The following is a 26,186-nucleotide window of genomic DNA, read 5'->3' on the forward strand; positions in this document are numbered from 1 at the left end:
GAGCTGCGCGAACGTTTCGCCCTTCTTCAAGTACGCCAGCGTCATCAGCGCCTGCATGCCCGCCGTCAGTGCCCGGCCCTTGCTGCCGGCCTGCTTGCGGTGGCGGCCGACGACCCCGGTCACGTACTGCAGCGTCTGACGCGACAACGGCAGCGAAGAACGGTAGAAAAGCATGTGAAGCCTCTGGTGGGATCGGGCGGTGGTGAGAGACCACCCGTCCTACCAGGGCTTCTTTACGTTCCAGGGCCCGCCACACCGCCCGCGATCATGATGTGATCACGCACCGTCGGACGCTGCTGGAAAAGGTTCACTGAGCCGCCCATGAAGCAGACGGACCTCATCACCGAACTCTTCGCGTAGAGAAACGAACGTCTGCTGAGCCCGTTTCACCGTATTTCGGATCACCAGGGCACACCCGCCGTCAACGAGGCGCTCTCGAAGCAGAGACGCCACCTGCTCGTCCTCAGCAGATCTTCCTGAAGCGTTTGCCGCTTCGTCGAACGGCTCGGGAAGGATTTCGACCGCCACCTGCAGGTCCGAGCGCCAGGATCGGCTGGCCTGCACCACATGGCGCACCGCTTGCCCGGAACGCCACACAGCCGTCACGCTCGGATAACCCGTGGGTTCAGGTACAGCCGAGAGCCCAGACGTCTCAGTGCCGAAAGCCCCGGTCCCTGCCAGGTATGCAGCCATCAGTTCCCGTCGTTGCGCGGGAGGCAGAGTCGCCGAAAGCAGCACCACAGGGACTCCGGCCTGCCCCAACCACCGCAGCCCCTCCGCCAGGAACTGCGACATGTAGATGTCGGCGGCGTGTACCTCGTCCAACACGACGACCTTGCCGGCGAGCCCCGCCATCCGCAGCATGACGTGCTTGGTGCGGGTGGCGGCGAATAGCAACTGGTCGATCGTCCCCACCACGAAGGGGCTCAGCAGGCCACGCTTTGCGCCCATGAACCACTCCGCAGGAGCCTTCCGCTCTGGAACGACATCCGCAGACGGCCCACCAGAAGCTCCAAAGGGGTCTTCGAGGCCGAACTCGTCCTCGTCCACACTGGTGAACCGGTCATCCGGCCGGAGGTCTTCGTCCTTGAACAGCTCCCGCCACTGCTTGTTGAACATTCGCTTGCCGTGCAGGAGCGCTACCTGCGAAGCCAACGAAGGCGCGATGGCGTCAACCCAAGACCTGACATTGACGAACATCGGATCGCACGTCGCTTGCGTGGGCATCCCTACGAAGACGCCGTCCATCCCCCATCGGGCAGCAAGCACCTCGGCAGCCACCAAGGCGGCCTTGGTCTTCCCTTCACCCATAGGCGCTTCGACCACGATCAGGCCATGCGCACCCATCTGCGCGGCAGCTTCCGCCAGCACCGTCTGCGAATCCCGAGGATTCTCACCGAAACGCCTCCGGAAAACATCCTTGCCTGGATCGGCCAGTTCACCCCAGCCGCCCCGCAGGCCCAACCGCTTCCACGCCTGCTCCGCGCGGTGCCGAGCGCCCTGCACGCTGACCTGCGCGAATGAGTCAACGCCTTGAAAATGTTCTTGGTCGCTGGCGATCCAATCCGCCATCACCACGAACCCGCTCAACTGCAACTGCACCGCTCGGTTCGGGAAAGAAGCAGGTTCGACGCTGGCGACATCGTCGAAGCCCAATGCCGTCGTGAAAGCGTCCAGCAACTCCTGTCGAGCCGCCTCCCACTTCGGACCCTTGCCCTTGAGGGCACCCCGCGCCCGGGGGCCGCTCGCCGCCCCCATGGTGGGGAACAAGCCATGATGCCCAGCGATCAGGGGCCACACCCAGTCGATGCTGGTTTCCGACCAACCCGCCTGCGAGAGGTGCCCGCGAATGAGATACCCACCCGCCCGATCGTGTCTCCAGCGATGCTGGCGGACCACGCGTTGATCCCAGGACAGACCGGCTCGAAGCACAAGCGCGGCTCCGGCATCATCCAGGTGCTGGAATGCCGGAGTCGCCTTACCGAAGTCATGGACCCCGCACAACCACGCGAAGAATCGGCGCCCCTTACCGAAACCTGCGATGTCATCTACGGCCTGACGAAGCGATGGTGACAGGTAGTGATCCCAGATGAGTTCGGCGACCGCGCCGGTGTCGAGCAGGTGCTGCAGCAACAGGTTGGTTCTTCCTCCGCCCCTGCTGGCGCTCTTCCCCCAGAGTGCCCCCAGCGGTGAGAGCGCATTAGGGTCGGTTGCAGCGCTGGGAGGTTGACCGCCGTGTCCAGGGACTGTGCTCGTCACAGCCGGCAAAGTACCTGGCCCCACCGACAAAACGCTGCGACGGCCGCGTCGCTCCAAGGTTCGACGTCATTGATTGGTGGACGAACGCCGTGGGTTGTGAAATCCAACTAAATGAAAAACAGTGTTGCCTGTGTTAACGTCCCAGGTCAGCAAGTGTCGGCCCCGCACCCGCGGGGATGGTCCGGGCGGGTGGATCGACAACGACCCGACGGCCGCGTCGGCCCCGCACCCGCGGGGATGGTCCGGACTAGGACCCGACCGCGCCCGACCGGGCGCCGTCGGCCCCGCACCCGCGGGGATGGTCCCGGTCGCCACCACGAGTCCCTCGGAGCGCAACGGTCGGCCCCGCACCCGCGGGGATGGTCCGACCGGCCCCGGACCGTGTGAACGGTCCGGGGCGTCGGCCCCGCACCCGCGGGGATGGTCCGAACCCGCCCCCCCGACCCCCACGGCGACCGGCGTCGGCCCCGCACCCGCGGGGATGGTCCCCGAGGTCGTCTCCACGCCGACCTTGCGGGCCGGTCGGCCCCGCACCCGCGGGGATGGTCCTCGCAGGTCAACGGCGCGCCGTGTCCGCCCGTGGTCGGCCCCGCACCCGCGGGGATGGTCCCCGAGGTCGTCTCCACGCCGACCTTGCGGGCCGGTCGGCCCCGCACCCGCGGGGATGGTCCTCGCAGGTCAACGGCGCGCCGTGTCCGCCCGTGGTCGGCCCCGCACCCGCGGGGATGGTCCCGGGCAGGCGACCGGGTTCAACACCCAGAAGGGGTCGGCCCCGCACCCGCGGGGATGGTCCCGGCGACACCTCCCCATGACCGGTCGCCTGCCAGTCGGCCCCGCACCCGCGGGGATGGTCCGCCCGTCCGCTGGCGCGTCGCGTCCCGCCCGACGTCGGCCCCGCACCCGCGGGGATGGTCCGAGGGCGTCCAGTGCAGGGCGACGCCGGCGCCCGTCGGCCCCGCACCCGCGGGGATGGTCCGTGGGCCATCACCGCCGCCGGCCGACCCGGCGCGTCGGCCCCGCACCCGCGGGGATGGTCCCCCGCGCAGCACCGGCGTGATCGCCGGACGGAGGTCGGCCCCGCACCCGCGGGGATGGTCCGTTCGCCACCGAGGTCGACGCGCTCATGACCGTGTCGGCCCCGCACCCGCGGGGATGGTCCGCCGTCCAGGCCGCGCTGGAGCACCTCGATGCCGTCGGCCCCGCACCCGCGGGGATGGTCCCTGCTCTTTCAGCCCGGACAGGGTGTCCGACCAGTCGGCCCCGCACCCGCGGGGATGGTCCCCAGTGGGTCAAGCAGCCGCAGACGATGCTGATGTCGGCCCCGCACCCGCGGGGATGGTCCTCTCGAGATGTCCGGGCCGGGGTTCCTGGACTCGTCGGCCCCGCACCCGCGGGGATGGTCCCACCACCGACGCCGGCACGTCCGGCGGCTACTCGTCGGCCCCGCACCCGCGGGGATGGTCCCGCGACCCGGTCGTCGGACGCGGGCAGCGGCTCGTCGGCCCCGCACCCGCGGGGATGGTCCCACCACCGACGCCGGCACGTCCGGCGGCTACTCGTCGGCCCCGCACCCGCGGGGATGGTCCCGCGACCCGGTCGTCGGACGCGGGCAGCGGCTCGTCGGCCCCGCACCCGCGGGGATGGTCCCTGACCCTCACGGGCAACGTCGAAGGTCTGTTCGTCGGCCCCGCACCCGCGGGGATGGTCCGGCCGGGTCCGAGGCCGCGGCGAAGGGCATCAAGTCGGCCCCGCACCCGCGGGGATGGTCCCGCGGCGGTCGCGGCGGCGGCCGCGGGGATGGCGTCGGCCCCGCACCCGCGGGGATGGTCCCCCAACTGGCCCGCCACCCGCCTCGAGCTGGCGTCGGCCCCGCACCCGCGGGGATGGTCCCTCCACGTCCCCATCGCGTCCGACGTCGCCACCGTCGGCCCCGCACCCGCGGGGATGGTCCGATCGTGGCCATGGCCGAGGAGGCCGGGGCGAAGTCGGCCCCGCACCCGCGGGGATGGTCCCAGGCCCCGGCCGGCGCACGAGGCCGGCCCGGAGTCGGCCCCGCACCCGCGGGGATGGTCCGTTGGAGCGGCGGTTCTCCCACGCGGACGTGTGGTCGGCCCCGCACCCGCGGGGATGGTCCTGCGCATGGACTGGTCCTGTCTTCTCTGGCGTGGTCGGCCCCGCACCCGCGGGGATGGTCCGCTGGAGCGGGACCGCGAGGTCACGGTGCAGCAGTCGGCCCCGCACCCGCGGGGATGGTCCGCCGCGTACTACGCGCGCCTCACCGGCGACCAGGTCGGCCCCGCACCCGCGGGGATGGTCCCTGGGGCAGGACGACCTTGACGACCCAGCGGTGGTCGGCCCCGCACCCGCGGGGATGGTCCCTCGAGGCCGCGCGCGAGGGCCAGGAGCAGGACGTCGGCCCCGCACCCGCGGGGATGGTCCCCCGGAGGCCGTGCCCTCCTGCTCGTGGACGGGGTCGGCCCCGCACCCGCGGGGATGGTCCGGGCGACACGGACGAGGAAGACGACCGCAAGCGGTCGGCCCCGCACCCGCGGGGATGGTCCCCCGTGGAGAGAACCAGCCCCGTCGGGCGCCGTGTCGGCCCCGCACCCGCGGGGATGGTCCGCAGCGCGAGGAGGACCAGGCGCGCGCGGACCGATCGGCCCCGCACCCGCGGGGATGGTCCGGCGACCACACGGTCACCATCGAGCGTGTTCCCGTCGGCCCCGCACCCGCGGGGATGGTCCACGCGTGATCGAGATCCGGACGCCGTTCACCCTGCCGGCCCCGCACCCGCGGGGATGGTCCGCACCACTTGGCGGCCTGGGCCCGCACGATGGTGTCGGCCCTGCACCGGCGGAGATGGTCCGTAGGCGCGGGCGTCGCGGGCCACCCGGTCAGTTGGCGTCCGAGATCGTGACCGCGGGGATGGCTCAAGCCACATAGACAGGGCAACCCGAAGCGGTGCCCTTGGGACCTTGGCTCCCCAGGACGTTGCGCAAGCAGCGGTTCTTACTCTCTGTGTTGCAATGAAGCCAACCAGTCGTCAAGAGGGGGTGGCGTGTTGAAGGGGGCTGTGTTCAAGCGGTGTCGCTGTACCGACCCGGCGACGGGGAAGCGGTACGACACCAACTGCCCGCAGATCAAGAAGAAGGGGCACGGGTCCTGGTGGTTCCGGTATGAGGCTCCACCGTCTGCCGACGGGAAGCGGCGCCGGCCGCGGGTGGGCCCGTTCAAGACCAAGGAGGACGCCGAGGCGGAGCTCGTCAAGGAGCTTGCCAAGCTGGGAGTCGACGGGCACGCGTCGGACCGACAGATGACGGTCGGTCAGTGGCTTGATCGGTGGATCAACAGCAAGGTCGATCTCAAGAGCTCCACCCTCAGCAGCTACCGCGAGGCCGTCGAGCTCTACCACAAGCCAGGGCTCGGGCATTTGCGGCTCGTCGACCTGCGGGATCGTCACGCGAGCGAGCTCTATGCGGCGATGCTGAAGATCAACCGGCCGCAGGCGGAAGGAGAGAAACGCAGTGAAATGCTGCGTCGGCTCGTTGAGGCACGTGCCGACTCGGTGAAGAAGCTCGCACCGGGTGAGCGGCGGGGGAAGAAGCAGACCAAGCCGCTGTCGCCCGCCCGCATCAAACGCATCCATGCGGTGCTCAGTTCGGCGATGGGTGCGGCGGTGAAGAAGAAGTATCTCACTCACAACCCTGTGGAGCACGTCGAGCTTCCACGGTTGCCGCGTCGCAAACCGCTGGTGTGGACGGCGGCGCGGGTCGCGCAGTGGGAAGAGGACGGAAAGATCCCTGCACCGGTCATGGTGTGGACCCCCACTCAGACTGGGGCCTTCCTCGACTTCATCCACGAGTCGGAGCGTCTGTACGCGCTCTTCCACCTCGTCGCGTTCCGGGGCCTGCGACGAGCCGAGGTGGCTGGAATCTCCTGGAGCGATGTCGACCTGGACGCAGGGCTCCTCACCATCCGTGAGACCAGGCCCGACGACGACCTGGAGGACGCCAAGTCGGATGCAGGCGACCGGGCTGTCACGCTCGACTCAGCGACCGTCGCGCACCTGCGTGCGTGGAGGGCGCAGCAGAAGGAGGAGAAACTCGCGGCCGGCCCGGCATGGACGGCTTCGGGGCTGGTGTTCACGCGGCCGGACGGTACCCCGCTCCGGCCAGAGTGGATCTCGCAGAGGTTCGAGCTCCTCGTGACCCAGTACGGCGCCATCAGGCGTCGGCGTGAGGTCGAAGGGTGGGGCCTCGGTCAGATCGCCAGTCGGCATCGGGTCGGCGAGGAAAAAGTTCGAGCGGCGCTCGATGGGGGGCCGCTTCCGCCCATTCGCTTCCACGATCTGCGCCACGGGGCAGCCACGCTCTCGCTCGCCGCGGGTGTCGAGATGAAGGTGGTCAGCGAGACGCTCGGGCATGCCCGATCGTCGTTCACGGCTGACGTCTACACCTCGGTGATTCCGGAGGTGTTCAAGGAGGCCGCCGAGGCGGCCGCAGCGGTGGTTCCCCGCCGCGTCGGCCCCCCATCGGCCCCCCAACGCAAAACCAGCGGCCCTCCCGATGATCTAGACATCGGAAAGACCGCTGGTTAACCGGCGGAGGATCGGGGATTTGAACCCCGGATGGGCGTGAACCCAAACCGCATTAGCAGTGCGGCGCCATAGACCGGACTAGGCGAATCCTCCAGTGGCCCTCGGGCACAGGACAGGCTACCGGTTCGGCGTGCCGACCGGCAAAGCCTGAGCCCGGGTCACTGAAAGCATAGCCCGGAACCTCCGCATGCGGGGACAATCCGCTCCCGGGGCCGCGGGAGCGGAGGTCGTCACCGTCAGCCGCCCAGGCGGAAGCCCGAGTAACCGCAGGCTTCTCCGAGCTCCTGGCCGTGCTGCTGCATCTGGCTGATGTTCGGCGCACCACCCGAGATGTTGCCCGAGGACAGCTCCTTGAGGCTCTTGGCGACCGTCTCGAGGTCCCCGGCGAAGGCGGAGGCGGCGGACTCGACGTCGCCGCCCGCGTTCTGGCCCTCGCTGCGGATCGTGGACGCGGCGTCGATCCACTTGTCGGCGGTCTGCTCCGCGCCGCCGCCGGTGAAGGACGGGCTGCTGGACGCGATGCCGCGCAGCTCCGTCTCGATGTTCTTGCAAGCCTCGTCCTTCGCGCCACCGCCGGCGATGGAGCTCAGGGGGCCGCAGGCGGTGGAGGTGAACAGGGCGCCACCGACGGCGAGGACGCCGACCAGCTTGGTGGCAGACATGCGCATGTTTGCTCCTTCTAGGGGGTTTTGAGCTTCGGACGAGGGTAGACCGCGCAGGTCACTTCCGTCTCGGTTACAGGTTCGGCGCCTGACCGCCACGAACGGTTCCGTGACCCGCGTCACGTCCGGCTCCCCGCCGAACCGATTCGCGGAGCACCCCGAGGACCCGGTACAGTAATCACCGGCAGGCACCCGTAGCTCAATGGATAGAGCATCTGACTACGGATCAGAAGGTTTGGGGTTCGAATCCCTACGGGTGCGCAGCAGGTGAGGGGCCCCTTCCGGTCATGGGAGGGGCCTTTTGCGTTGGGCATGGGAGCCGCCAACAGCGATCATGCTTCGAAGAGCGCCCCGCTCATCGTTCGGCCGCCGCACGTTTGTCGTCCACCAGGATGTGACCGTAGAGGTCCCGATGGTGATGTTCGCGTGCCCGAGGATCTCGGAGACGACGTGCAGCGGCGTCCCCCGCGAGCATCAGGCGCCCGAGTGCCGTAGATCATGCGGGTGCCAGTGACCGGGCCCGGCACGCTGCGCGAGCTTGGAGAAGGTGTGCGAGAAGTTGTCGGGGTCCATGGGCGTGCCAACCTCGGTCGTGAAGATCTGCTTGTGTTCCTTCCACAGTTCCTCGGCCGCCATCTTCGCTTCGGCTTGACGAGCGTGGCCCCTGCGTAGCTTGGCCAGGTTCCGGAGTGAGGACGAGCGTCCGGCGTGACTTGTGCGTCTCTAACTCCCCGACGACGAGCCGAGTCTTCTCGCCGTTCGTCTTGTCACGGGTCTTGATGCGCTACACCACGTGCGTGAGCCGGATTGTGCCCGCGCCCCAGTCGACCGCTGACCAGTGAATTCTGGCTTTGGTGTCGGGTGCCTGAGTCTTGGGGGGGTGTTGGGTGGGTTGTGGGGGGTTGCGGGGTAGTGGGGGGCTGGCGGTGTTGGGAGGAGTCATGAGCGAGCAGCGGCCGGAGCCGGTGGACGAGCGGGACGAGGTCGAGGAGCCGACGGGGTCGATCGACGAGTCGGTGCCCGCGCCCGAGGGGTTGCGCGGGGGGCGGCTCGAGGACCTGAGTCCGGACGACTTCGAGTAGCGCCCGTCAGAGTGCGGGGACGATCCGGAGGGGACGCGCGCGGGGGTTCGTCCAGGTGAGGTGCGTGAGGTCGAGGTCGGGGGCGCCGCGCAGGGCTTGGAGGCGGTGGAGGACGATGCCTTCGCGGACGGCCCACGGGCAGATCCGGATGCGGGGGAGGTCGAGGACGGTCATCACGGCCTCGGCGGTGATCGCGCCCGCGAGGATCTGACGGGCCCGGGGGCGGGAGACCCCGGGGAGTTCGGCGCGTTCGGCGGTGGGGGTGGCGGCCAGGACGGGGATCTGGGCTCGGAGGCGCTTGCGCTTCAGTTCGCGTTTGACGTACGGGCCCGCCTTGCGGCGGGGGGCGCCGGTGAGGCGGGCGAGCTGGGTGAAGGTCCTGGACGTGCCGACGGCGAGGGCGTTCGCGGGGCGGAGGCCGGTGGTCGCGTCGCGGAGGTGCTCGTGGACGTGGCGTTGCAGGCGGCGGACGTGCTTGCGGGACGGGGGGTCGCCCGGCAGGTGCTCGCGGGTCAGGCGGCCCGCGCCGAGGGGGAGGGAGAGCGCCGTCTCGGGGATGTCGCCGGAGCCGTGGGCGATTTCGAGGGATCCGCCCCCGATGTCGGCCACCAGGAGGGGGCCGGCGGACCAGCCGTGCCAGGCGCGGGCCGCGGCGAACACGAGGCGGGCCTCGTCGGTGCCGGTGAGGGAGCCGAGGCGCAGGCCGGTCGCCGCGGCGACGCGGGCCACGATCTGCTCGCGGTTGGGCGCGTCGCGCACCGCCGAGGTCGCGAACGCGATCAGTTCGTCGATGTCGTGGGCGGTGGCGGCGTGCACCGAGCTCGCGACGGCGCGCACCAGTCGTCCGATCGCTTCCGGGGGGACGGCGCCGTCGCGGTCGATCGCCTCGGCCAGGCGTGTCGGGTGCTTGACCGTCGCGACCGTCCGGGGGGCGTCGCCCGGGTCGATATCCACCACGTTGAGATGCGCGGAGTTTGACCCCACGTCGAGAACACCGATCCGCATAGCCGCGCTTTACCCCATGCGGGCGTGTCCATCCCTGTCCTTTTGGTGGCCAGGGCTTTGCGTGGCCGTGGTTCTGTGGTCGGTTTGCGGCATGCGTGTGGTGTGGCTGGGGCTTGTCGTGGGGCTTCTGGCCGGGTGCACGGGCGAGGTGGTTCAGCCTCCCGTCGCATCGGGGCCGACGCCGGAGAGCAGCGTGCCGATGGAGGGGTTCCGCGGGTGCTTGCAGCAGCGCGGGATCCGGCTGCCGGAGGACGAGCGCGACGACGAGCGCATGCTGCCGGCCGTCGAGGCGTGCGCTCCGCTGCTCGGGCCGGACGAGGCCGTCCGGATCCCGGTGGTGGAGGACAGCGAGTTCCTGGCGTGCCTCGCGAGCCACGGGGTGAAGCCGCCGCCTGCCGGGGAGTGGATGCGGATCCACCGGGCGGAGGACCCGGTCATGGATGCGGCGCTGAAGAGCTGTTGACCTTGTCGCGACGTCAGCGTTTCCACTGGACGTCGGAGGAGGTGCTCGAGACGTTGAGGTGCGGAGCCGTTCCCGCGGTGGGCGCGGGCCGCACCACTGCCTGGGCGCGGCGGTTCCCGTGGTGAGGTGTCAGGGTTTGCGGGCGATGCCTGCCATGCCGAGCTGTTCGCCGGGGGCGAGGTTCCCGGGGTCGACGGGGGTGTCGGGGCGCCACAGGGCGGTGTAGGTGACGCCCGGTTCGACGAGGGCGAAGTCGCCGAAGTGGTGCTCGATCTCGGCGGGGGTGCGGGCCCAGCCCTCCTCGAGGTTCTCGCGGGTGATGCGGGCGAGGTCCCGCTGGTGCGGGAGGCCGGTGTCGACGAGGGACGTGATGAACAGGTGGCTGCCGGGGGCGAGGACGTCGCGGTAGGCGGCGACGACGTCGCCGGCGACGTCGGGCGACAGGTAGTGCAGCATCCCGACGAGCATGACGGCGGCGGGGCGGGAGAAGTCGAGGAGGCCGGCCACCGCGGGGTCGGCGAGGACGGCGGCGGGGTCGCGGACGTCGCCGACCGTGACGGTGGTGCGGCCGTTCTCGGCGAGGAGCGCGCGGCCCTGGACGGCCACGAGGGGGTCGATGTCGACGTAGGCGACGCGCGCGTCCGGGTTCTCGCGCTGGGCGACCTGGTGGGTGTTCTCCATGGTGGGGAGGCCGCTGCCGAGGTCGAGGAACTGGTCCATGCCGGCCTCGGCCGCGAGGTACCGGACCCCGCGGACGAGCACCCTGCGGTTCTCGACGGCCGACTCCCGCAGGCCGGGGATGTGCTGGACGGCGTGGTCGGCGAGGGCCCGGTCGGCGGCGAAGTTGTCCGTGCCGCCGAGCAGCGCGTCGTAGGCGCGGGCGATGGTGGGCTTGTCGAAGTCGAGTTCCGCCGGCGGCTGGTCGGTCATGTGCCTCGCCCGTCCTGGTTCCTCAGGGTTCGCCGATCATCCTAGGCGCGCTCGTCCGGGCGGAGGGCGCGGACGGTGCGGAGGATCGCGGTCGCGGCGCCGGCGGCCGCGGCGACGCACAGGGCGAGCGTGGCGTCGGGGACCCACGCCCACAGGCGGCGGAGGTCGATGAGGGTGACGACGCCCGCGAGGAGCAGCGACGGGGCGAGTCCGGCGAGGCACCAGGCGGCGGTGGCGAGGCGGGACGGGCGGGGGCGGCGGGCGACGGCGACCGAGCGGGCGGTCGCGAGGAGGAGCGCCAGGGCGAGCGCGGTGAGGCCCCACACGGTCGCGTGGTGGACGGTCGCGGACGGCGTGTCGCCCGGTTCGCCGCTCGCGAGGATGCGGGCCGCACCGAAGCCGACCTGCATGACGCTGCCGTCTTGGAGGAGGCCGTAGAGGTTCTGCTGGAGGACGAGCGCGACGTTGCGTTCGGGCAGGAGGAACAGCATCGCGGAGTAGCCGGGGGTGCCGCCGGTGTGCCAGATGGCGTTCTGGAGGGGCGTGTCCAGTCCGCCTACGCGCCAGCCCAGGCCGTAGCCGGTTCCGGGCTTGGACTCTTTACGCATCTGCTGCAGGGATTCGGGCTTGAGTATCGAGTCGTCGCGCAGTTGGGACGACGCGAACGCGGCGAGGTCGTCCAGGTCGCCGCCCATGTAGCCGTAGGCGGCACCGTGCGGGTCGTACTCGCCGGCAGTTGCCGTGGGGATGCCCCAGAGGTACTGGTGGCCCGGCGCCAGGTGGCGTGCGGATTCCGTGTCGGCTATGGCGCCGTCCATGCCGGTGGGGCGGAACACCGCTTCGCGCATGTACGCGGCGAACGGACGTCCGGTGACCGACTCGACCACGGCGGCGAGGGCGATGTAGTTCGTGCTCGCGTAGGCGTACTCGGTGCCGGGCGGGCCGAGGGGGTCGGCGTCGTCGAGGGCGGCGAGGCGGGCGGCGGGGCGCGGGCAGTCGGCGGCGTGGCAGTCGGCGACCTCGAACACCGTCGACGGGGGGAGGCCGGAGGTGTGGCCGAGGAGGTGCCGGACGGTCACCCGCTCGTCGAACGCGAACTCGGGGACGTGCTCGGCGACGGGGTCGTCCAGGCCGAGGCGTCCGGACTGGACGAGCGCCATGACGCCCGTCGCGGTGACCGGCTTGGCGACCGAGCCCCAGAGGAACGGGGTGCCGGGGGTGACGCGGTCGCCGCGGCCGTCGGTGCCCCACGCGCCCCGGTGGAGCGGGCCGTCCGGGCCGACGACGGCGTAGGAGACGCCGGGGGCCCGCACGGTGTCGCGGACGTAGGCGTCGAGTTCGGCGTACGGGGCGGGTTCGGCGTGGACGGGGGCGGCCAGTGTGCACAGGACGGCGGAGAGTGCGGCGATGACGCGGATGCGCATGGTGCTCCTCGGATAACCGTATGGAGATACGGTTTTTACCGTATGCTGGTACGGTAATCAAGTGCCGAGAACCGCCGACCACGAGGCGCGCAGGCGCCAGATCGGCCTCGCCGTCTGCGAGCTGATCTCCGACCAGGGGCTGGACGCCGTCACCGTCGCCCGCACGGCCGCCGCGGCGGGCATCTCCGTCGGGCTCGTCCAGCACTACTTCCGCACCAAGGACGCGATGCTGCTGCACGCCTTTATGCAGGTCAGCGCGCGGATCCGGGAGCGGATCGAGCGGCACGTGCGGGACGGCGCCGAGCATCGGCGGCCGATCGCCGACGTCATGGCGGAGGCGCTGACCGAGCTGGTCCCGCTGGACGAGACGCGCCGCACCGAGTTCCGGGTCGCGCGGGCGTTCGCGGGCCGCGCCCTGGACTCCCCCGAGCTGGCGCGCGTGGACGCCGAGACGGCCCGGGCACTGCGGCGGGACGCGGCGCGGGCCGTCCGCAACGGCAAGGAGTGCGGGGAGGTCGATCCGGGGCTGGACCCGTGGCCGGCGGCGGTGCGGCTGACCGCGGTCACCGAGGGCCTGGCCGTGCAGGTCTACCGCGACCGGGACGTCTCCGCCGAGCTGACGGCGTCGATCGTCCGGGCGGAGCTGGCCGCCGTGTTCACCGGGGAGTGCCGCCAGTACGTCAGCCGGGGGCCAGCCGGCTGAGCTCCTCCCACTCCCGGTACAGCCCGGTGCGGGCCCGGTCGAGCTCCAGGACCTGGTCGAACGACCGGCCGCCGACGATCAGCCGGCGCGGCGGGTCGGGGAGCTCGGCGAGCCGCATGATCACGGGGGCGGCGGTGCTCGGGTCGGGTCCGGCGTCGTCGCCCCACATCTCCTCCAGTTCGGCGCGGAGGGACGCGTACGCCGGGTCGGGCTCGGTCATCGTCATGCCCTTCGTGAACAGCCCGGTGTCGTAGCCGCCCATCTGGACGACCGTGACGTGGACGCCGAAGCGTTCGACCTCCATGGCGAGGGCTTCGGCGAGCGAGTCGAGGGCGGCCTTGCCGGCGCCGTAGAACCCGACGGACGCCATGCCGCCGCTCGTGCCCATCGAGGTGACCTGGAGGAGGCGGCCGGAGCCCTGGGCGCGCAGGTGCGGGACGACGGCCTGCGACACCCAGACGGCGCCGAAGAAGTTGACGTCGAGGTGGGCCCGGACCTGCTCCTCCGTCGCCTCCTCCACCATCCCGTACAGGATCCCGCCCGCGTTGTTGACGACGACGTCGAGGCCGCCGAGGGCCGCCTTCGCCTCGTCGACCGCACGGAACACGGCGGCGCGGTCGGCGACGTCCAGGGCGACGGGCAGCAGGCGGTCGGGGTGTCGCGCGGCGAGGTCGGCGAGGGGCGCGACGTCCCGGGCGGCGGCCGCGACGCGGTCCCCGGCGGCGAGGGCGGCCTCGGTGAACGCGCGGCCGAGGCCGCGGGACGCGCCGGTGATGAACCATGCTCGGGCGATCGTCATGGGAGCCTCCTTGTTAGACGAGACGGTTCGTCTCGATGCACCGCCAGTATGCGCACAGGGTGCGGCAGACGTCAAGACGGACCGTCTCGTCTCGTGCTAGCCTGCGCCCATGACCAGCGACACCACGCCGAACCGGAGCCGCCGCAGCGAGAAGTCGCGGCGGGCGATCCTGGACGCCACCCGCGCACTGATCTCCGAGGTCGGGTACGCGAAGACCTCGATCGAGGCGATCGCCGCGCGCGCGGGCGTCGGCAAGCAGACGATCTACCGCTGGTGGCCGTCCAAGGGCGCGGTGATCTTCGACTCGTTCCTCGCGCTCAGCGAGGAGGCCGAGGGCGGGATGGCGCTGCCGGACACGGGCGACCTGGAGGCCGACCTGAAGACCGTCCTGCGCGCGACCGCCGCCGAGTTCGCCGACCCGGGGTTCGAGGCGCCGATCCGCGCGCTCGGCACCGAGATCATCAACGATCCGGAGCTCGCCGCGCAGTACCGCGAGAAGCTCGCCGGACCGGTGGACGAGGCGAAGAAGGCGCGGCTGCGCAGCGGGCAGGAAGCCGGCCAGCTCGCGGCGGACGCCGACCTCGATCTCGTGCTCGAAATGCTCTACGCCCCGCTGTCGCAGCGCTGGCTGTACCGGTCCGGGCCGCTGACCCCGGAGTACGCGGACGCGCTCGTGGAAGCGACCCTGCGCGCGTTCCGTCCCTGAACGAGGCCAGAACCTGACCTCCTTCGTCCGTACGGTGGGCGCCGAGCCGAAGGAGGAACCTCGATGACCACCGATGACATCGCCGTCACCACCCCGACCGGGCGCGTCGGGTCGCGCGTCGTCCGGCTGCTGCTCCAGGCGGGCGTCCGGCCGCGGGTCCTGGTCCGCGACCCGGGACGCCTGGACGGCGCGACCCGCGAGCGCGTCGACGTCCGGCGGGGCGACCTGACCGACGCCGCGTTCGTCCGGGAGGCGACCGCCGGGGCGCGCACGGTGTTCTGGGTGGACCCCACCCCGCACACGTCGCCCGACCCGGTCGAGACGTCCGCGCGGACGGCGTCCGGGCTGGTGGACGCCGTCCGCGCGGGCGACGTCGAGCGGGTGGTGCTGCTCAGCAGCGTCGGCGCGGAGCTGCGGCGCGGCGCGGGGCACATCGACGGCCTCGCGCGGATCGAGGAGGCGCTGGACGCCGCCGGCGCCGACGCCGTGCACCTGCGCTGCGCCTACTTCTTCACCAACCTGCTGCAGGACCTGGACGGCCTGGCGCGCGGCGAGCTCACGACGGCGTTCGCGCCCGACGCGCCGATGCCGTGGGCGGACCCGCGCGACATCGGCGACGTCGCCGCCGCGCGGCTGCTCAACGGCGCCTGGCGGGGCCGCACGGTGCAGGCCGTCCACGGGCCGGAGGACCTCTCGTTCGCGCGGGTCGCCGAGGTGCTGACCGAGGTGCTCGGCCGCCGCGTGCGGACCGTGGCGGTCCGGGACGACGACGTCCGCGCGGCGCTCGGGGCGGCGGGCCTGCACCCGACGGCCGTCGAGGGGATCGTCGGGATGGCCGCCGGCACCCGGGACCTCGTCCCCGAGCAGCGGCGCGACGTGGTCACCACGACCCCGACGACGCTCGCCGCCTGGGCCTGGACGACCCTGCGCCCGCTGGTCGGGGCGGCGGTCGGCTGACGGCCCCGCGAAGGTCATATGTCAAGAAATGGGCGAATCTTCCCCTTTGTGGGGGAGTGCCGACCGGCAGGGCGGTAACAGAGATCCCGCGACCCTTACGAGCGGAAAGGAGAGGGACCATGACCACTCGGTCGACGAGCGGCATCGAGCACCATCCCGACATCGTCGAGATGCGCGCCCGGTACGAGGCCGCGTCCGCCACGCCCGCCGCTCAGGGGACGGACGGACTGATCGTCCTCACCGGCCTGTTCCTGGCCGTGTCGCCGTGGATCGTCGGGTTCTCGGGCTTCACGAACCTGGCGGTCAACAACCTCGTCATCGGGATCGCGCTGGCGCTGCTCGCCGCCGGCTTCGCCGCCAACTTCGCGCGGACCCACGGCATGGCCTGGGTGGTTCCGGTGATCGGCGTCTGGACGATCGTCGCCCCGTGGGTGATCGCCGGGGACCAGGCGACGACGCGCACGATCTGGACGAACGTCGTCACCGGCGCCCTCGCGGTGTGCCTGGGCCTCGCGGCCATGGGCGTCGCGATGATGCGCAGGCGCGGCTGACGCGGGAACGCGGACCGGGCCGGGCCGGGGCCTCCGGCCCGGTTCACCCTTTCCGGGGACGGCGCAGCAGGCGGGGGCGGACCCGGCCGAGGCCCTGCAGCGGCCGGGGCCGCAGCGCCGACACGTCGAACCGGGACGGGTCGAGGGCCTCGGCCAGCCCGCCGTCGGCGAGCACCGCGCCCGGGTAGGCGGTCGCGGTGAGGCGCGCGGCGAGGTTGACCGGGGTGCCGAACACGTCGCCGAGCCGCTGCACCACCTCCCCGAACGCCAGCCCCACCCGGACGTCCGGGAAGCCCGGTTCGGCCGCGAACCGCTCGGCGAGCCGCAGCCCCGCCTCGGCGGCCGCCGCCGGCTCCGCGACGACGAACAGCACCTCGTCGCCGAGCGTCTTCACGATCCGGCCGCCCGCCTCCACGACGACCTCGGTCGCCGCGGACTCGAACCGCTCGACGAACGCCGCCAGCTCGTCCGCGTCCAGCTTCCGGCTGAGCCGGGTGAACGACACGACGTCGGCGAACCCGACGGCGAGGTGCGCGAGGCCCGCCGCGGGGTCGGTGCGGGCGGCGGCGGTCCCCGCGGCGGCGCGCATCCCGGCCGCGGCGAGCTGCCGCCGCCAGCCGTGCAGCAGCAGGCGCTCGAACGCGGGCCGCAGCTCCTCGGTCGACTCGAGCGCCGTGACGACGAGGTCGGCCGTGACCGGCTCGTCCGGCGGCAGGAGCGCGCTCAGCCGCAGCAGCCACACGTCCCCGAGCCAGCTCGCGAGCCGCCCCATCGTCTGCCCCACGGCCCGGACGAGCTGCAGCACCATCTCCTCGTCGACGAGGTCGCCGTCGAGGAGGTCGCGGATCTCGCGGAGCGCCGCCACGTCCCCGTCGGTGAAGGCGACCTCGTCGTCCCGCGGGGTGGGGAAGCCGAGCGCCTGCCAGATCCGCACCGCGAGGTCGCCGGACAGGCCCGCCGCGTCCTCGACCTCGCGGCGGGTGAGGTGCAGCGGACCGCCGAGGAGCGTCTCCTCGATGTCGTCCGGGATGCGGTCGTCGCGGATACGGTCGTCCGGCACGCGGGGTTCCGCCATCGGCGCCACCTTGTCATCGTTCGATGTCACAGATACTGGCGGAGTAAGATCACGCCGGTCAAGGCGGACGACACCGGCGGGTGGGGATGGCCGAGTACCGAATCGACGAGCTGGCGCGGGTCGGCGGGAGCACCGTCCGCAACATCCGGGCCTACCAGGACCGGGGCCTGCTGCCGCCGCCGCGCCTCCAGGGCCGGGTCGGCCTCTACGACGACACCCACCTCGCCCGGCTCCGGCTGATCGGCAAGCTGCTCGCCCGCGGCTACACCCTCGCGATCATCAAGGAGCTGCTGGCCGCCTGGCAGACCGGCAAGGACGTCGGCGAGGTCCTCGGGCTGGAGAAGGTGCTCACCGACCCGTGGTCGGACGAGCTGCCCGGCACCGCCACCGACGCCGGACTCGTCGACCTGTTCGGCGCCGGCCTCGACGAGGACGAGGTCGCCCGGTTCCGGGAGCGGACGATCGAGCTCGGCCTCATCGAGCCCGACGGCGACGGCTACCGCGTGCCGAGCCCGCGGCTCCTGCACGTCGGCGCCGAGCTCGTCGCCGCCGGGATCCCCCTGGACGCCGTCCTCGACATCGCCGCGCAGATCCGGGACGACTGCGAGATCATCGCGGGCCGGTTCGTCGGGCTCGTCGAGGAGCACGTGTTCGACCGGCTCGACCGGCCCGGACCGGGCGGCGAGGACGTCGCCGAGGTCGCGGCGGTCGTGCGGCGGATGCGCCCGCTGGTGAAGATGGTCGTCGACCCGTTCATCGCGCGGGCGATGGAGGCGCGCGTCCAGGAGGCCCTCGGCGACCGGCTGGAGACCGTCCGCAACCAGCCCACCCAGAGCTGACCGGGAGGTCAGCTCACCGGCGGCGGGGCGTCGGCGACCCGCACGCTGAGCTGCGCGGTGGCGGCCAGGACGCCGCCGACCGGGGCCTGCGCGCGCGCCGCGTCGGTGACGACGCCGCGTTCGCCCAGGTAGTCGTAGGTGTCGGGGTCGAAGATGTACTCGGTGCGGATGCCGGTGCCCGGCACGTCCAGCGCGACCGCGACGCCCGTCCGTCCGGCGGCGTCCACGGCCTTCCCGACGGTCGTGACGCCGGGGATCGCGGCGGCGGCACGGAACAGGGCGGCGCGCTGCGCGGCGGGCATGTACGCCTCGGTGAGCATCCCGCCGAGGTTCTGCCACGCCTGCGCGTCCGCCTCCCGGCCCGTCCCGAGCCCGGTGTAGAGGTGCGCGTACATGCCCTCCGCCTCGGTGGGGAGCTTGCTGAGGTAGGCGTAGTCGGTGCGCAGCCACTCGGCCCTGCCGTCGAAGTCGGCGGCCTTCTCGGTGCTGGTCTCGCCGACCCCCTGCCGCGCCGCCTCCGGAAGCGGCCGGCCGGGCCACTGCTTCGGCGGCAGGACCGTGGTCCGCAGGACGGCGCGGGTCGAGTCGCCCTCGTAGGGCGCCCACAGGGTGCGCTCTTCCCGGTAAAGGTAGCGGACCTGCCCGTCGGCGCCGTTGTCCTCGGCGGTGTTCATCATCCGCGACTCGATGACGAGGAACTGCCCCGGCTTCGGGTGCAGTTCGGGCGCGTCCGCGGCCCGGTCCGCCGCCTGCTGCAGGACGCGGACGTGCGCCACCGGCATCGTCCGGACGATCGGGTCCGGCGCGCCGGGGGCGGGGGCGTCCACCGCCGCGATGACGGCCCCGGCGGCGACCGCGCCGGCGGCGAGCGCCCCGGCGAGGGCCGTCCGGCCGCGGAGCCGGAACCGGCGCCGGGCTCCCCCGGCGGCCGTGCCGCGCTCGCCGGCGATGGCCGCCCGCAGCCGCGCCTCCTCGGCGTCCAGCTCGGGCGATTCGGGGACCTCGGCGCGGAACTCCACGAGACGGTCGATCTCAGTCATGGACGGGCTCCTCAGGCATGATCGCGAGGCGGGGGGAGAGATCGGGTTCGCCGAGTTCGGCGCGCAGCCTCCGCCGCGCGCGGTTGATGCGGGACCGGACCGTCCCGAGCCGCACGCCCAGGGCCTCGGCCACCTGGACGTACGAGAGGCCGCCCCACGCGAACAGCAGCAGGGCGTCGCGGTGCCCCTTCGGCATCGCGGCGAGCGCGGCGGCGATCCGCGGGCCGGCGGCCTGCGCGCTGACGCGCTCGTCGCTGCGGTCGGTGAACGGCTCGGCGACCGGGTCGGCGCCGGTGCGGTGCAGCGTCCGCAACTGCCGCACCTCGGTGCGGACGTGGCGTTTCATCAGGTTCGTCGCGATCCCGAACAGCCAGGGGCGCGCGTCGGGGCGGTCGAGGTCGTAGCGGTGCCGCCGGCGGAACGCGGCGAGGAACGTCTCGGCGACGACGTCCTCGGCGGTGTCGGCGCCGAGCCGGCGGGTCGCGTAGCGCTTCAGGCCGGGCGCGTGCCGCCGGAAGATCTCGGCGAACGCCTCGGGCTCGGTCTGGGAACGCCTGATATGGGAGGCATCGTCACCGTCCATGCTCATGGGGGGCCTCTCGCTCTGCGGTCGGACACCCGTACTTGCCGTCCCGCTCCCCCCGGGTTCCCCTGAGCTCCGGCCCGGCTTCTACGCGGGCCAGGCGTTCATGGCGTGGTCGGCGATGCGGGACAGGTCGGCTTCGGTGGCGCCGTCGCGGGCCTGCTGCGACATGCCCTGGACGACCGCGGCGAAGTAGTCCGCGAGCCCGTCGCAGTCGGCGTCGGCGGGCAGCTCGCCCGCGTCGCGGGCCGCGCGGAGGCGGTCGCGGAACTTCACCTTGTTCGCGTCGCGCATCCCGCGCAGGAACCCGGCGATCTCCTCGTCCTCGGCGGTGACGTTGGTGGCGGCGGTGATGACCAGGCAGCCGGGCGGGTGCGCGGCGGTGCCGGACTGGTGGACGGCGGCGTCCCGCAGCATCCGGGCGAACGCCGCGCGGGCGGTGGGCTCCTCGCGGAGCGCCGCCGCCATGTACGTCCCGGCCGGGAGCCGCCCGTAGGCGTCGACGACCTCCTTGAACAGGGACTTCTTGTCGCCGAACGCCGCGTAGAGGCTGGCCGGGCGGATGCCCATCGCGGCGGTGAGGTCGCTGACGGAGGTGGCCTCGTAGCCGCGCTCCCAGAACAGCGCCAGCGCGCGCCGCAGCGCCTCGTCGCGGTCGAAGCCGCGCGGCCGTCCTCGGGTGGTCCGTCGCTCTGCCATGACCCCATTGTAGATCGCTCGCTCAATAATTGTGCTACGGTCCTTTCTTGAGCGATCGATCAACAAAGGAGCGGGCTCATGCGCAAGGCACTGGACGGCAAGGTCGCGCTGGTCACCGGCGGCGGGCGCGGCATCGGGCGGGCGATCGCGGAGCGGCTCGCGCGCGACGGTGCCGTCGTCGCGATCACCTACGCGCGGAACGCCGCCGCCGCGGACGACCTGGTCGAGCGCATCCGGACGGACGGCGGGCGCGCGTTCGCGATCCGGGCCGAACTGGGCGAGCACGGCGACGCCCGGCGCCTCTGGGACGCCTTCGACAAGGAGATCGAGCAGTACGTCCCCGGCGGCGGCGTCGACATCATCGTCAACAACGCGGGCGAAACGCTCTTCGCGGACCTGGAGGCGACCACCGAGGACGCCTTCGACCGGGTCTACGCGGTCAACGTGCGCGCACCGTACTTCATCGTCCAGCAGGCGCTGCCCCGGCTCCGCGACGGCGGCAGGATCATCAACATCGGCAGCGGCGCGTCCCGGCTCGCGATGCCGTCGATCATGGGCTACGCGGCCACCAAGGGCGCCCTGGACGTCTTCACGCGCAACCTCGCCGAGCTGCTCGGCCCGCGCGGCATCACCGCGAACACCGTCGCCCCCGGGATCGTCGACACCGACATGAACGCCGACTGGCTGCGCGGGAACGCCGACGCCGACGCCGAGTGGTCGGCGCAGGCCGCGCTCCGCCGGGTGGGGCGGCCGGACGACATCGCCGGCATCGCCGCGTTCCTCGCGTCCGACGACGCCCGCTGGGTGACCGCCCAGGTCGTCGACGCCACCGGCGGCGTCCGCATCTAGGACCGGTCAGAGCAGCGTCAGGCCCCACTCCACCTCGACGACGTGCGGGAAGCCCTCGGAGTCGGTGAACGTGAGCTTGCCGGTGCCGGGCAGGCCGATCAGCGCGGTGCGCAGCGTGACGGTCAGCTGCATGGTGCCGTCCTCGGGCATGCCGCCCTGCATCTGCGACAGCTCGAGCTGGCTCGTCGAGGACATCGCCGTCCACTGCACCGGGCCGTCCTCGGCGGCGAGGCTGACGCTCGCGGTCTTGGTGCCGCCGTTCAGCTGCACCTTGTTCGGGTTGACGACGAGGACGCCGCGCTCCCGCGGCGGGTCCGGCGTCGGCGACGCCGGGGCGCTCGGCGAGGCGGGCGCGCTCGGCGACGGCGACTCCGCGGGCGACGAGGAGTCCGGCTGCGTCTGCGGGTTCATGGGCGGCGGCTGGAGGCCGCCGGGCCCGCCCGCGCCGGACCCGCCCGCCGGACCGGACGGCCGGTCGCCGCCGCCCGCGCCGGGCGACGGGGACGGGCGGGTGATCGACGGCTGCGGCTCGGTGCCGAACGGCGGCCACGACAGCGTCCCGCTGCCGATGCCCGGCCCCATCGCGACCACCGCGACCAGCGCCGCCCCGAGCGCCCCCGCCATCCCGCCGACGGTGAACAGCCAGCGGCGGGTGAACGGCGACGGGACGTCCGGCTGGATCGGCAGGCCGTCGGGGGTGAGGGCGCCGCCGCGCGCGGCGATGTCCGCGCGGTGCGCGGCGAGCTCCGGGTCGGTCGCGGTGTGCATGACGCGGTGCCGCAGCGCGGCGGGCAGCACCGGCGCGGGCGCGGCCGCGAGCAGCGGGACGGCGCGCACCCGGGCGCGGCGGCGGCAGTCCGGGCACCCGGCGGCGTGCGCGTCGGCGGCCGGGTCGGGCGCGGCGCCCGCGGACTCCGCGCGCCGCCGGAACGCCTGCCACGGCCGCGCCGGGCGGGCGGCGGGACGCGCGGGCCCCGCTGCCGGGACGTCCGGTTCCTCGGGGACGTCCGGGACGTCCGGCTCGGGGGCCGCCGCGGCGAGCACGGCGACGCTCGCGGGCTCCGGCTCCGGCTCCGGCTCGGGTTCGGGGGCCACCGGGCGGGACGCGCAGTCGTGCGCGGCGCGGCGCACCTCGTCGGCGAGCGCGGCCTCGAACTCGGCCCGGCAGGCCCGCGTCCGGGCGGCCGCGCGGCGGGCCGGCAGCCCCAGCGCCGCGCCGAGCCGGGCGGGCGGCAGGCCGTGCCGGAACGCGAGCAGGACGATCTCCTGGTCGACCGGGTCGAGGTGGGCGAGGGACGCGCGCAGGAGATCGTGCAGTTCTTCGGACGGCGGCAGATCGGCGGCGTCCGGCATGTCGGCACGATCCAGGAAAGGCGCCTCGGCGAATTCGCCGTCCCTTTCCCAGTACAGGTCCTTGACGCGTCCCCGGCGGATGCAGCGGCGGCGCGCCGCGCCGTACAGCCAGGACCCGAGGTGGAGGTGGTCGCGCATCCGGGGGGCGCGGCGGGCGGCGTCGATGAAGGTGTCGTGGACGATCCGCGCCGCGGCCTTCCCGTCCCCCAGCATCGACAGTACGTAGTCGTAGATGCGCTCGCCGTACTCGTCGTAGACCGTGGCGAGGGCCGACTCGTCGCCCTCGTTCAGCCCTTTGACCAGCTTCCGGTCGGACGCGTCAGCGGACGGGGACAACCTCGGCATTCAAGCTCCCGGCACCGGCATGGGAGTCCGCCCCCCAGGGGGTCGTCCGGACAATCGGCCCACCTTGCATACACCCGTCGACCCCCGGAAGGCCACATGAACCCCGAAATCACCATTAACGATGACCTGAGGGTCACCGATCACGCCCCTGCGTGATCACGCGGACTCTGACTCGCGGTCAGAATGCGCTTCACGGACCGCCGGGCCGATCCGGCCGCTGCGGCGGGATCCCGGGGAAGTCGTCGCCGAGGGCGTCGTCGTCGCGGAGCCGCGCCACGGCCCGCGAGACGGTGCTCTTGACCGTCCCGACGCTGACGCCGAGCACCTCCGCGATCTCCGCCTCGGACATGTCCTCGTAATAGCGGAGCATTACGGCGAGCCGCTGCCGTTCGGGCAGCCGGCGGAGCGCGCGGCCGAGCGCGTCCCGCATTTCGCTGCGGCGCGTGTGATCGTCGACCGGCCGGTCCGGGAGTTCATCCGTGGGGTAAATGTCGAGTTTGCGACGGCGCCACCAGGAAATCTGCGTATTGACCATGGCCCGCCGGACGTAGCCGTCGATCGCCGCGCGATCCTGGATGCGGTCCCACGCGAGGTACGTCTTGGCGAGGGCGGCCTGGAGGAGGTCCTCGGCCTCGGCGCGATCACTGGTCAGCCGCATGGCGGCACGGAGCAGCGCGGGCCCGCGTTCCGCAACGTAGTCGCGGAACTCCTCATGCCGCGTCCTGCTCAACTCACCACCGGACCAGGGGTTGTGGAGCCGCCCGGCCGCCTTTCCGGATCTTGGACCGCGCGAACTCCCGGTACAGTTGACGATCGCACGAAGATCGTAATTCTGGGCCTACAAAATTCATATATTCGGGTCAACCAGTGCATAATCTTCAACCCAGGTAGATCAGACATCCCCCACCTCGCGACTTATCGCGACAAATCCGTCGACAGGCCCGTCGGTACACGTGAACCTTGACCCGCTGTCCTCACAACACCGGCCCCACCGGCCCGGTCCCGACAGCCGCACCCCACCGACGACGACGCCGGAGCGCCGACGCATGCCGCCACGCCACCGCCGCGCAGCGACCCGCCGCCACCGCAAGGCCCTCCTCGGCGCCCCGCCCCCGGACGCCCAGCCCGCCGAACCGTCCCCGATCCCCGGCCCGTACGCGTCCTTCCGCGGCCCCGCCCGCCGCCTCGCCCCCGTCCAGGTCCACACCCCCCACCCGACCGCCTCCCCCAGTGCCGATGCCGAGCACGCGGGCCCAAGTGCCGACACGCCGTCCCTCGGCGCACCGACCCCGATGCCGGACGCCGGGACGCGGACGGACGCGGGCTCGGGGGCACGCGCGGGCTCGGGGGCGCGGGCGGGCTCGGGGGCGCGCGCGGACGTGGACGCGGCGGCGGGCGGGTGGACGGCGGCGATCGGGTGGGCGGGGCGGGTCGGCCGGCGGAGGGGGCCGCGGGGCGGGGAGGCGCGCGGGGCCGCAGCGGCCGGCGGGGACGTGCGGGAGGCGGGTGCGGGTGGGAAGCCGGGCGCGCCGACGTGGGGGGTGCGGGCCGGGACGATCGTGGACGCGGGGGCGGGGCGGCTCGTGCTCGATGTCGCGGGGACGTCCGTCCGGTTCGAGGTGGGCGGGGACGTGCGGGTCTGGCGCGGCGGCCGCGGGAGCGCGGGGGCGCTGCGGCCGGGGCGGCGGGCGATCGTGCGGGTGGGCGGTGGCGCGCCGGGGGCCGGCGGGTTCCGGGCCGACCGGATCTGGGTCGACATCGAGCGCGTCGCCGGCACGATCACGGCGTGCGGGCGGGACACCGTGGAGGTGGACATGGGCCCCCATCGCGGGCGCGCCCGTGTGGTGATCCCCCCGCACGCCCTCGGGGCGGTGCAGGTGCGGCATCCGCGGATGCAGCCGGGCTACCTGTTCGACGCGATCTGCGTGGCGTCGCCGGACGGGCCGGTGGCGGTGCGGCCGGGCACGTCGCAGCCGGGGTACCGGGTGGACGATCTCGCGGCGCCGGAGCCCGCGGCGCCCGTCCCGGGGACGCTGCGCGGGACCGTGACCTGGTTCGGGGGGCTCGCCGCGCCGCCCGGGGCGGCGTATCCGGCGGTCGATCCGGAGGGGCACGCCGGGGGGTGCGCGGACGCGCCGGCGCCGTGCGTCGCGATGCCGTTCCTGTCGCTGGGCAGCGAGGTCGCGGTGCGGAACGAGTGCGGGGGGCGGGAGCGGTCCGTGCCGGTGATCGAGTGCGGGTGCGTCGCGGCGCGGTTCTGCGACCGGTGCACCGAGTGCGGGGCGTCGCCGCGCGGCCGGATCGCCGAGCTGACGCCGGCGGCGTTCGTCGGGCTGGGCGGCGAGCTGGACGCGGGCTGCTTCAACGCGACGGTGCGTCCGGTGCTCGGCGGGAGGGCGGAGCGATGGTGACGGCGGCGCAGGACGCGCAGGTCCTGCTGCTGGCGGCGGTGCTGCTGGCGGCGGGCGCGGCGAAGCTGGTGTTCCGGGAGCCGGTGCCGGCGGCGCCCGACCACGTGCACGGGGTGCCGGTCCCGGCGGGCGCCGCGCGGGTGACGGCGCTGCGGCACGGCCGCCGGGTGAGCGTGTGCCTCGGGCTGGGCGAGGGGGTTCTGGGGCTGGCGCTGCTGCTGTCGTCGCACGTGGCGGTGCGGCTGGCGACGACGGCGGTGTTCGCGGCGGCGACGTGGGTGGTCGGCGAGCTGCGGGTGCGGCGGCCGGACGCCGGGTGCGGGTGCTTCGGCGGGCTCAGCGGGAAGCGGGTGGGGCGGCGCAGCGTGGCGCGGGCGGTGCTGCTCACGGCGGTGGCGGTGGCCGCGCTGGGGGCGCCGCACACCGGGCTGGACGCCCTGCGCGGCGGGCACGTGCTGGTCGGTACGGTGTTCGCGGTGGAGCTGGCGCTGTTCGCGGCGCTGTCCCCGGAGCTGGCGGCCGTCCCGGTGCGGCGGCTGCCGGGGGCGCGGCCGGCGACGCCGTGCGAGCGGCGGCGGAGCCCGCTTGCGGAGACGTACGCGACGCTGCGCGGCAGCGCCGAGTGGGCGGCGCACGAGGACGCGGTGACGAGCGCCGTGCCGCTGGACGTCTGGCGCGAGGGCTGCTGGCGGTTCCTGGCGTACCCGGCCCGCCTGGACGGACGGGACGTGCGGCTCGTGTTCGCGGTGTCGACGGCGGAGCGCGACCGCGTGGTGCGCCCCGCCCGCGTGCAGGCCGAACGGCGGCTGTCCGCGGCTCTCTAGCCGTGTATCGGGACAGCCCGATACAGCCCT

At 73.1% G+C, this 26,186-nt stretch carries 24 protein-coding genes, 2 tRNA genes, 1 pseudogene and 1 CRISPR repeat array; of the genes and pseudogenes, 12 read left to right on the plus strand and 15 right to left on the minus strand.

Going from position 1 to position 26,186, the window contains the following annotated elements; genetic code table 11:
* Positions 1-174 (minus strand): annotated as a pseudogene (locus H505_RS52135) (IS5/IS1182 family transposase); the annotation flags it as partial.
* A gap of 102 nt (positions 175-276) precedes the next feature.
* Complete coding sequence (locus tag H505_RS45645; protein WP_341849578.1) at positions 277-2,283, minus strand: CRISPR-associated endonuclease Cas3''; 2,007 nt, start codon at positions 2,281-2,283, stop codon at positions 277-279.
* A gap of 131 nt (positions 2,284-2,414) precedes the next feature.
* Positions 2,415-5,125: direct repeats of the CRISPR family, unit length 28 nt; unit sequence GTCGGCCCCGCACCCGCGGGGATGGTCC.
* 192 nt (positions 5,126-5,317) lie between these two features.
* Here H505_RS45645 and H505_RS45650 point away from each other — a divergent pair.
* On the plus strand, positions 5,318-6,856 hold the full coding sequence (locus tag H505_RS45650; RefSeq protein WP_051301411.1) for a site-specific integrase: 1,539 nt from the start codon (positions 5,318-5,320) through the stop codon (positions 6,854-6,856).
* 4 nt (positions 6,857-6,860) lie between these two features.
* On the opposite strand, the gene H505_RS0131855 is transcribed toward H505_RS45650, so the two are convergent.
* Both H505_RS0131855 and H505_RS0131860 read right to left on the minus strand, forming a co-directional pair.
* Positions 6,861-6,949, minus strand: a tRNA-Ser gene (locus H505_RS0131855).
* 143 nt (positions 6,950-7,092) lie between these two features.
* Positions 7,093-7,524 carry a hypothetical protein gene (locus tag H505_RS0131860; protein ID WP_026405198.1) on the minus strand — a complete coding sequence of 144 codons (432 nt, stop codon included), beginning with the start codon at positions 7,522-7,524 and terminating at the stop codon, positions 7,093-7,095.
* Positions 7,525-7,706: 182 nt separating this feature from the next.
* Between H505_RS0131860 and H505_RS0131865 the strand changes: the two genes are divergently transcribed.
* Positions 7,707-7,779, plus strand: a tRNA-Arg gene (locus H505_RS0131865).
* A gap of 213 nt (positions 7,780-7,992) precedes the next feature.
* Here H505_RS0131865 and H505_RS49470 read toward each other — a convergent pair.
* Positions 7,993-8,154, minus strand: coding sequence for a tyrosine-type recombinase/integrase (locus tag H505_RS49470; RefSeq protein ID WP_084551052.1), 162 nt, complete (start codon positions 8,152-8,154; stop codon positions 7,993-7,995).
* Positions 8,155-8,459: 305 nt separating this feature from the next.
* On the opposite strand from H505_RS49470, the gene H505_RS50315 reads away from it, so the two are divergent.
* Positions 8,460-8,600 carry a hypothetical protein gene (locus H505_RS50315; protein ID WP_157433211.1) on the plus strand — a complete coding sequence of 47 codons (141 nt, stop codon included), beginning with the start codon at positions 8,460-8,462 and terminating at the stop codon, positions 8,598-8,600.
* A 6-nt stretch (positions 8,601-8,606) separates the two neighbouring features.
* Here the strand turns inward: H505_RS50315 and H505_RS45655 are convergent, their stop codons facing one another.
* Complete coding sequence (locus tag H505_RS45655) at positions 8,607-9,557, minus strand: Ppx/GppA family phosphatase (RefSeq protein WP_064743754.1); 951 nt, start codon at positions 9,555-9,557, stop codon at positions 8,607-8,609.
* 241 nt (positions 9,558-9,798) lie between these two features.
* On the opposite strand from H505_RS45655, the gene H505_RS0131890 reads away from it, so the two are divergent.
* A complete protein-coding gene (locus tag H505_RS0131890) occupies positions 9,799-10,068 on the plus strand; it encodes a hypothetical protein (RefSeq protein ID WP_157433212.1) in 270 nt (89 codons plus the stop codon).
* 129 nt (positions 10,069-10,197) lie between these two features.
* On the opposite strand, the gene H505_RS0131895 is transcribed toward H505_RS0131890, so the two are convergent.
* Both H505_RS0131895 and H505_RS0131900 read right to left on the minus strand, forming a co-directional pair.
* Complete coding sequence (locus tag H505_RS0131895; RefSeq protein ID WP_026405200.1) at positions 10,198-10,998, minus strand: SAM-dependent methyltransferase; 801 nt, start codon at positions 10,996-10,998, stop codon at positions 10,198-10,200.
* 41 nt (positions 10,999-11,039) lie between these two features.
* Positions 11,040-12,422 carry a serine hydrolase domain-containing protein gene (locus H505_RS0131900; RefSeq protein ID WP_026405201.1) on the minus strand — a complete coding sequence of 461 codons (1,383 nt, stop codon included), beginning with the start codon at positions 12,420-12,422 and terminating at the stop codon, positions 11,040-11,042.
* A 61-nt stretch (positions 12,423-12,483) separates the two neighbouring features.
* On the opposite strand from H505_RS0131900, the gene H505_RS0131905 reads away from it, so the two are divergent.
* Positions 12,484-13,125: a TetR/AcrR family transcriptional regulator gene (locus H505_RS0131905; RefSeq protein WP_026405202.1), complete on the plus strand. Its 642-nt coding sequence runs from the start codon at positions 12,484-12,486 to the stop codon at positions 13,123-13,125.
* Here the strand turns inward: H505_RS0131905 and H505_RS0131910 are convergent.
* A complete protein-coding gene (locus H505_RS0131910; RefSeq protein WP_026405203.1) occupies positions 13,103-13,924 on the minus strand; it encodes an SDR family NAD(P)-dependent oxidoreductase in 822 nt (273 codons plus the stop codon). The genes H505_RS0131905 and H505_RS0131910 overlap by 23 nt on opposite strands.
* 109 nt (positions 13,925-14,033) lie before the next feature.
* Here H505_RS0131910 and H505_RS0131915 point away from each other — a divergent pair, with 109 nt between their 5' ends.
* From H505_RS0131915 to H505_RS0131925, 3 genes are all read left to right on the plus strand, one after another.
* Positions 14,034-14,630: a TetR/AcrR family transcriptional regulator gene (locus H505_RS0131915; RefSeq protein ID WP_026405204.1), complete on the plus strand. Its 597-nt coding sequence runs from the start codon at positions 14,034-14,036 to the stop codon at positions 14,628-14,630.
* 63 nt (positions 14,631-14,693) lie between these two features.
* On the plus strand, positions 14,694-15,587 hold the full coding sequence (locus H505_RS0131920; RefSeq protein ID WP_026405205.1) for an NmrA family NAD(P)-binding protein: 894 nt from the start codon (positions 14,694-14,696) through the stop codon (positions 15,585-15,587).
* Between the two features lie 119 nt (positions 15,588-15,706).
* Positions 15,707-16,138 (plus strand): SPW repeat protein, encoded by a 432-nt coding sequence (locus H505_RS0131925; protein WP_026405206.1) that lies wholly within the window; start codon positions 15,707-15,709, stop codon positions 16,136-16,138.
* A gap of 43 nt (positions 16,139-16,181) precedes the next feature.
* Here the strand turns inward: H505_RS0131925 and H505_RS0131930 are convergent, their stop codons facing one another.
* Positions 16,182-17,213 carry an adenylate/guanylate cyclase domain-containing protein gene (locus tag H505_RS0131930; RefSeq protein WP_051301413.1) on the minus strand — a complete coding sequence of 344 codons (1,032 nt, stop codon included), beginning with the start codon at positions 17,211-17,213 and terminating at the stop codon, positions 16,182-16,184.
* Positions 17,214-17,299: 86 nt separating this feature from the next.
* Between H505_RS0131930 and H505_RS0131935 the strand changes: the two genes are divergently transcribed.
* On the plus strand, positions 17,300-18,052 hold the full coding sequence (locus tag H505_RS0131935; RefSeq protein ID WP_026405208.1) for a MerR family transcriptional regulator: 753 nt from the start codon (positions 17,300-17,302) through the stop codon (positions 18,050-18,052).
* Positions 18,053-18,060: 8 nt separating this feature from the next.
* Here the strand turns inward: H505_RS0131935 and H505_RS0131940 are convergent, their stop codons facing one another.
* The 3 genes from H505_RS0131940 to H505_RS0131950 form a co-directional block, all read right to left on the minus strand.
* A complete protein-coding gene (locus H505_RS0131940) occupies positions 18,061-19,092 on the minus strand; it encodes a CU044_5270 family protein (RefSeq protein ID WP_245592679.1) in 1,032 nt (343 codons plus the stop codon).
* A complete protein-coding gene (locus H505_RS0131945; RefSeq protein ID WP_034520892.1) occupies positions 19,085-19,681 on the minus strand; it encodes an RNA polymerase sigma factor in 597 nt (198 codons plus the stop codon). Before H505_RS0131945 ends, H505_RS0131940 begins: the two co-directional genes overlap by 8 nt.
* Before the next feature lie 81 nt (positions 19,682-19,762).
* Positions 19,763-20,374: a TetR/AcrR family transcriptional regulator gene (locus tag H505_RS0131950; RefSeq protein WP_026405211.1), complete on the minus strand. Its 612-nt coding sequence runs from the start codon at positions 20,372-20,374 to the stop codon at positions 19,763-19,765.
* A gap of 78 nt (positions 20,375-20,452) precedes the next feature.
* Here H505_RS0131950 and H505_RS0131955 point away from each other — a divergent pair, with 78 nt between their 5' ends.
* The gene (locus tag H505_RS0131955) at positions 20,453-21,223 is read left to right on the plus strand and encodes an SDR family oxidoreductase (RefSeq protein WP_026405212.1); all 771 of its coding nucleotides are present in this window, start codon (positions 20,453-20,455) and stop codon (positions 21,221-21,223) included.
* Positions 21,224-21,229: 6 nt separating this feature from the next.
* Here the strand turns inward: H505_RS0131955 and H505_RS52140 are convergent, their stop codons facing one another.
* Together H505_RS52140 and H505_RS0131965 are read right to left on the minus strand one after the other, a co-directional pair.
* The gene (locus H505_RS52140) at positions 21,230-22,912 is read right to left on the minus strand and encodes a sigma-70 family RNA polymerase sigma factor (RefSeq protein WP_051301412.1); all 1,683 of its coding nucleotides are present in this window, start codon (positions 22,910-22,912) and stop codon (positions 21,230-21,232) included.
* A 199-nt stretch (positions 22,913-23,111) separates the two neighbouring features.
* Positions 23,112-23,651, minus strand: a complete 540-nt coding sequence (locus H505_RS0131965) for a SigE family RNA polymerase sigma factor (RefSeq protein WP_026405214.1) — start codon at positions 23,649-23,651, stop codon at positions 23,112-23,114.
* 316 nt (positions 23,652-23,967) lie between these two features.
* Here H505_RS0131965 and H505_RS50325 point away from each other — a divergent pair, with 316 nt between their 5' ends.
* Entirely contained in the window at positions 23,968-25,332 is a 1,365-nt protein-coding gene (locus H505_RS50325; protein ID WP_157433213.1) for a hypothetical protein, read from the plus strand.
* Positions 25,326-26,156 (plus strand): MauE/DoxX family redox-associated membrane protein, encoded by an 831-nt coding sequence (locus tag H505_RS0131975; protein WP_026405216.1) that lies wholly within the window; start codon positions 25,326-25,328, stop codon positions 26,154-26,156. Before H505_RS50325 ends, H505_RS0131975 begins: the two co-directional genes overlap by 7 nt.
* The last annotated feature ends 30 nt before the right edge of the window (positions 26,157-26,186 follow it).

The sequence above is a fragment of the Actinomadura rifamycini DSM 43936 genome (genome assembly GCF_000425065.1).
Taxonomy (GTDB): domain Bacteria; phylum Actinomycetota; class Actinomycetes; order Streptosporangiales; family Streptosporangiaceae; genus Spirillospora; species Spirillospora rifamycini.